The following is a 5,969-nucleotide window of genomic DNA, read 5'->3' on the forward strand; positions in this document are numbered from 1 at the left end:
AAGCAAGACCAGCAACATACCCAGTTGAATCAGCGTGGAAATACGCTGATTGGCCGACAAGGAAAACTCACTGAACCCATGCAAAACGGTATTGGCCGCTTAACCTTAGGCGATACAACGTGGCGCATCCAATCTGACACTGATCTTCCCGCAGATTGTGTTGTTGAAGTTGTCTTTGTAAGCGGTATTACTTTGCATGTAAAAGAGATACCTGTATAACACACCGCATAATTACCTACTTATCACCCTGTCTTTCTGCTGCCATAAACAGTATGGCAGCACGATATACCTTTTAAAAAGCACATCATAAAGAGAATAGCATGGCCTTAAAAGCGACTGTCTATAAAGCAAATGTCAATATTGCGGACATGGATCGCCACCACTATCAGGATGCCGATTTAGTTATTGCACAGCATCCGTCAGAAACAGAATTACGCATGATGGTACGCTTATTGGCATGGATCCGTCATGCTGATGAGCGTTTATCCTTCACAAAAGGCTTATGCGCAGAAGACGAACCCGAGATTTGGGTTAAAAATTATCATGGCGGTATCGATTTGTGGATTGATGTTGGCCTTCCTGATGAAAAGAGGCTTAAAAAAGCCGTTAATCAATCTGAACAAGTTGTATTGTATACCTACAGTGAGCGCTCTGCCCGTGTGTGGTGGGAGCAAAATAAACGTAAACTCAAACAATACGCAAACTTGTCGGTCTATTTCATCTCTGATGAACAAGCCGCGGCATTAAGCCCATATGTACAGCGTACCATGCATATTCAGGCAACTATTGAAGATGGTGTAATGTGGTTTTCTGATGCGACAAAAAATAGTCAGATTGAATACGAAAAGTGGCAGTAACAGTTCATCTAGCAAAATGCGAATAAAATAGCTTTATTTGGGGTGGCACAGACAAAATGTGCATACCCCAATGCGGTTAACTCACAGATTTATGCCGTGTATAAATAACTTCATCTTCATCTTTCATTACGCCTCGAACCCACCCTTGCGCTGTATAAAAGCGGTCGGCCCGTGTATTCACCGTTGTACTCAGCGTTACTGTTTTTGCTCCCTGCGCAAATAACCATTCTGTAGCCAACCGAAGCAACTGTTTACCTGCGCCTATCCCTTCATTATTTGGGTGAACGAACAGAGCCCAAATAGAGTGGTCTTCTGAAGCGGCATAAGAAAATCCGATGATCTTCTGGCCTATTTCACACACCCATGCTTTTCCGTGTTGATGAAGGTACTCTTCGTACATTTGATAAGTAATAATACTCGGATCAGAGAGGGTGTTCTCTTTAACTGCCAGCCTAATTGCAGACATTACCGGAATATCAGCCAAGGTTGCTTCTCGAAACTTCATGAAATCACCATAAAACGGGTTATCTGTACAATATTATACTTTTTACACCAGAGCTAATCACTATGGATAAATATGGTTAGGTTCTGAGAAATGAACTATCTTTTAGCATAGCACGTTGAGTTCAGTGCGGTGTTGAATGAAAAACGTTGAGTGAAAAATAGAGTATCAGCTTGTATCGCTTAAATAATTTGATGGGATGCACAGTAATGACAACATTATTCAGGGCTTTATTACAGCGATTAACGCTATTGTTGCTAGTACTTGGTGTCGTACTTTTTTTCTCCACACTGTTTTTAGTTAAGCATTTTACTATATTGCCGTTTGTACTTTCCCCTGAGGCTAGTGCTGTACAAACATCTTCAGAGCAGATCTCCGCTACACCATCATCCTCCACTGAGATAGCAATAATCAACGAGCAGGGTGAAACCTTATCTTCTACGGGCGGTGACTCAGTATTTAAACCTAGTCTAGGTTTTCCCTTGTTATTATGTCTTTTATTTGTTGTGAGTATTATTATTACGTTACTCATTTACAGTCTGATCTTGCGTCAGGTATTAAAACCGCTGTATGAGCTGACAGAACATTTTCCCGTTTTTTTTGTTAATAATACGGGGAGTGAAAAAACACCATCCACATTATTATCGTCTACTGCTGACTTACCACTGTCAAATATAAAAGAGCTCAGAGAAATTTCACTGGCTTTTAATACGATAGAGCAAAAATTTTTACGTGAGTTTAATGCTCAAATTGAGGAGGCTTCACGACTACACCGTGAAGCTTATCAGGATGTAACGACAGGCTTGGCTAACCGCCGATGGTTTCGTCAACAATTAGATACTGCTAGTCATGAAGGTGTTGCTGGTGTTCTCTTTATGATCGATCTTGAAGGATTATCTCATTATTATGAGACAATCAGTAATCAGGATGCGGATACAATAAGTTTACGTATCGCTACACTGTTGCGTGAACAGTGTACTGCCTATCCTGATGCGATTATTGCTCGTACGCGTTTAGCTGAATTTGCAATTTGGTGTCCGCGATTATTAGCAGAACCTGCAGAGCAACTGGCAACAATATTATTAGCAAATATTAACCAAGTCATGGCTGAATATGAAGAGGTACAAAGCAGACAGAACCGCAATGGGTTGTCTTTAGAATTACCGGTATTATTAGGCGGTGCGACAACACATGGTCGCCAAACCAGTCAAGCACTCTTGAGTGCAGCAGATATGGCGCTGCAACGGGCGAGAAAGTCAGCAAAACACTACTATATTCATCAAGATACATTCTCACCGGTATTGAATGATAATCATGCTTGGCGCTCTGCTATTTTACAGGTTATCGAAAGTCCAGCTCAGAATGTTAATGCTATTTTACAACCGGTTTTTGATAAAGAAGGTAACATCCTACATCAGGAAGCTTTTATTCAGCTAAAATTAAATGAACAGTGGATTATGGCTGAAGATTGGTTGCCAATGGTTGAAGCAGTTGGGTTATCTGTACAGCTGGATATGGCAGTAATCAGTTATTTAGCCCAGCAGCAGGCTGATAAAGCGGTGGCGATTAATATTAGTATGCTGAGTGTGCATAGCCATGATTTTATCCGTTATTTACAACAGGCTAAATTTTTACATCAACATCTTATTTTAGAGGTGTCAGAATCTGCGCTATTGATGAATATAGAGCGCGCTAAATTTTTCATTCAGCATATAGAGAATAGCGGCTGGCGCTGGGGCCTTGATCAGTTTGGTCGAATTGCAGGAAAAGGGTATTACTTAGCTCAATTTAAACCCGAATACATTAAGCTTGATTACAGCTATACCAGCAGTATTGATTCTGGTGCAGATATTATGACCCGTAATATTGTCATTTCATTGTGCCGTTTAATTTATCAATGTTCACCTTATGCTATTGCAACACGCGTGGAAAGTGCAAAGCAAAAACAGCAGTTGATTCAATTATCACTCAATGGATTTCAAGGGTTTGGTATCTCTGTATCACTGGAAAATATAGACCAATCAGGCCGTGAGTTATCAGGTAATCAAGAGTAAATTATCTCGCTATATAAATCATGCTATACAAATAAAGACAGAGAGCATTTGGCTCTCTGTTTTTATTTATTGGTATCGTTCTGATTTTACGGTTATACCTTATTGGGCATAACCGTTATCGTATTACAAACCTTGACGACGCAAATACTCATCGTAAGTGCCGTTAAAGTCTTGAATACCCTCAGGGGTTAATTCAATAATACGTGTGGCAAGTGAAGAGACAAACTGACGGTCGTGGCTGACAAAGAACAGTGTGCCTTTGTAGTTTTCCAATGCCAAGTTCAGAGATTCAATAGACTCCATATCCATATGGTTAGTCGGTTCATCCATCACTAAAATATTCGGCTTTTGCAGCATCAGCTTAGCAAACAGCATACGGCCTTGTTCACCACCGGAGATCACCCGTACTGATTTGAGAATATCATTTTGCGAGAACAGCATCCGGCCAAGCATGCCACGGATAACCTGCTCATCATCGCCCGGTTTTTTCCACTGATCAAGCCAGTCATACAGGTTCAGATCACAATCAAACTCGTCGGCATGATCTTGTGCATAATAACCAATGTGCGCATTTTCTGACCACTTAATCGTGCCGCTTTGTGCTTCCATCAAGCCGACTAAGGTGTGCAGCAGGGTAGATTTACCCACACCATTCTGGCCGATAATCGCAACGCGCTCACCCACTTCAGTCATCAAGTTAAAGCCAGAGAAAAGGGTATTGCCATCATAGCCCTGAGCCAGCTTTTGAACTTCAAGTGCGTTACGGAACAGCGTTTTTTCCTGTTCGAAACGAATAAATGGATTCTGACGGCTTGATGCTTTTACTTCCTCAAGCTTAATTTTATCCATCTGACGCGCACGTGATGTTGCTTGTTTTGCTTTTGAGGCGTTTGCAGAGAAGCGGCTGACGAAAGATTGAAGCTCGGTCAGTTGTGCTTTTTTCTTGGCGTTATCTGCTAATAGACGCTCACGCGCTTGTGTTGCCGCAGTCATGTACTCATCATAGTTGCCAGGGAATAGGCGTAGATCACCATAATCCAGATCGGCCATATGGGTACAAACACTGTTCAGGAAGTGGCGGTCATGCGAAATAATGATCATGGTACAGTTGCGCTGATTCAGCACATCTTCTAGCCAACGGATAGTATGAATATCCAAGTTGTTGGTTGGTTCATCAAGCAGCATGATATCAGGTTCAGCAAACAGCACTTGTGCCAGTAATACCCGCAGTTTCCAACCCGGTGCTACGGCACTCATCAGGCCAAAATGCTGCTCTAGTGGAATACCTACACCAAGCAAAAGCTCGCCAGCACGCGCTTCAGCAGAGTAACCATCCATTTCAGCGAACTGAACCTCAAGATCGGCTACTTTCATGCCGTCATCTTCGCTCATTTCAGGCAGATTATAGATGCGATCACGCTCTTGCTTAATTTCCCACAGCTCCTTGTGCCCCATGATGACGGTATCAATTACGCTGTACTCTTCATACGCGAACTGATCCTGACCCAACTTGGTCATACGCTCATTGACATCAAGGCTGACATTACCAGCGCTTTGCTCTAATTCACCGCTCAGAATTTTCATGAAGGTGGATTTCCCACAACCGTTAGCCCCGATCAGACCATAACGATTACCTTCACCGAATTTAACGGAGATATTTTCAAAAAGCGGCTTGTCGCCGAATTGCATTGTGATATTGGCTGTGGAAAGCAAGGGTGCGTACCTAAAACAGTGAATGAAATGAGATGATGAGCATCATACAGATGTTCAATTAGAGGCGCAGACTACAGGTTGAACGGCTTTTGAGCAACCGTCAGCGGGAAAAAATCGTGCTTGCAGGCAGAGATCACTGCTTTTTAATGCAATTCCTCAGTAGTGTGATTGAGATCTCACCATTCAAGGCACTCATTTCGCAGATGAAATAGCGTAAAATAACCTATAAAAGGCTAATCAATGTGCAGGCAATGCAGTATGAGTGAACAGCGTTATGACTGGGATATTTTTTGTACAGTCGTGGATAATTATGGCGATATCGGCGTGACGCTGCGTTTGGCACGTCAATTGACCACTGAGTATCAGCAGAAGGTACGCTTGTGGGTTGATGATCTGGCGTCATGTGCCCGAATCTGTCCCGGAGTAGATGCACACCGTGTGCAGCAGCAGTATGCTGGGATAACCCTCTGCTTGTGGCAAGCAAAGCCACAGGGTGGAGCAGAGCCTGTGATACCCGCTTACAATGTGATTGAGGCTTTTGCCTGTGAGCTGCCAGAGTATTTCAGAGCACAGATGCGCCAGTGTACGGTAGCACCTTGTTGGTTAAATTTAGAGTATCTGAGTGCCGAGCCGTGGGTCGAGGGGTGTCATGCACTGCCATCACTGCAGTCTGATGGCCTCACTAAACACTTTTTCTTTCCAGGATTTACAGCAAAAACCGGTGGTTTATTGCGTGAGCAGGGGTTATTGGCTGCACGTGAGCAGTGGCAAGCTGATCCGCATGCTATCGGTTGTTACTGGGAAGAGCGGGGAATCATGCCTAAGTGTGAGAATGAGCAGTGG

The 5,969-nt window shown here is 43.1% G+C and carries 6 protein-coding genes; 4 read left to right on the forward strand and 2 right to left on the reverse strand.

Annotated elements, in window-relative coordinates; translation table 11 throughout:
* Positions 1 to 219, forward strand: a 219-nt coding sequence (locus tag ACRC27_RS10750) for an NfeD family protein (protein WP_438639861.1), incomplete at its 5' end; no start/stop codon positions are given.
* Between the two features lie 101 nt (positions 220 to 320).
* Complete coding sequence (locus ACRC27_RS10755) at positions 321 to 857, forward strand: YaeQ family protein (RefSeq protein ID WP_438623148.1); 537 nt, start codon at positions 321 to 323, stop codon at positions 855 to 857.
* Positions 858 to 933: 76 nt separating this feature from the next.
* Here the strand turns inward: ACRC27_RS10755 and ACRC27_RS10760 are convergent, their stop codons facing one another.
* Entirely contained in the window at positions 934 to 1,362 is a 429-nt protein-coding gene (locus ACRC27_RS10760) for a GNAT family N-acetyltransferase (protein WP_438623149.1), read from the reverse strand.
* Between the two features lie 206 nt (positions 1,363 to 1,568).
* Between ACRC27_RS10760 and ACRC27_RS10765 the strand changes: the two genes are divergently transcribed.
* Positions 1,569 to 3,413, forward strand: a complete 1,845-nt coding sequence (locus ACRC27_RS10765; protein ID WP_438639862.1) for an EAL domain-containing protein — start codon at positions 1,569 to 1,571, stop codon at positions 3,411 to 3,413.
* A gap of 123 nt (positions 3,414 to 3,536) precedes the next feature.
* Here the strand turns inward: ACRC27_RS10765 and ACRC27_RS10770 are convergent, their stop codons facing one another.
* Positions 3,537 to 5,126, reverse strand: coding sequence for an ABC-F family ATPase (locus ACRC27_RS10770; RefSeq protein ID WP_438623151.1), 1,590 nt, complete (start codon positions 5,124 to 5,126; stop codon positions 3,537 to 3,539).
* A gap of 258 nt (positions 5,127 to 5,384) precedes the next feature.
* Between ACRC27_RS10770 and earP the strand changes: the two genes are divergently transcribed.
* Positions 5,385 to 5,969 (forward strand): elongation factor P maturation arginine rhamnosyltransferase EarP (earP, locus tag ACRC27_RS10775; protein WP_438639863.1); only part of this gene is annotated, 585 nt, incomplete at its 3' end.

This window comes from Plesiomonas sp. (assembly GCF_051650925.1).
Classification (GTDB): Bacteria; Pseudomonadota; Gammaproteobacteria; order Enterobacterales; family CAMTGL01; genus Plesiomonas.

Bases quoted from the DNA above. Each gene is read 5' to 3' on its own strand.
- ACRC27_RS10755 (WP_438623148.1), top strand. From the start codon at position 321: ATGGCCTTAAAAGCGACTGTCTATAAAGCAAATGTCAATATTGCGGAC.
- ACRC27_RS10765 (WP_438639862.1), top strand. From the start codon at position 1,569: ATGACAACATTATTCAGGGCTTTATTACAGCGATTAACGCTATTGTTG.
- ACRC27_RS10760 (WP_438623149.1), bottom strand. From the start codon at position 1,362: ATGAAGTTTCGAGAAGCAACCTTGGCTGATATTCCGGTAATGTCTGCA.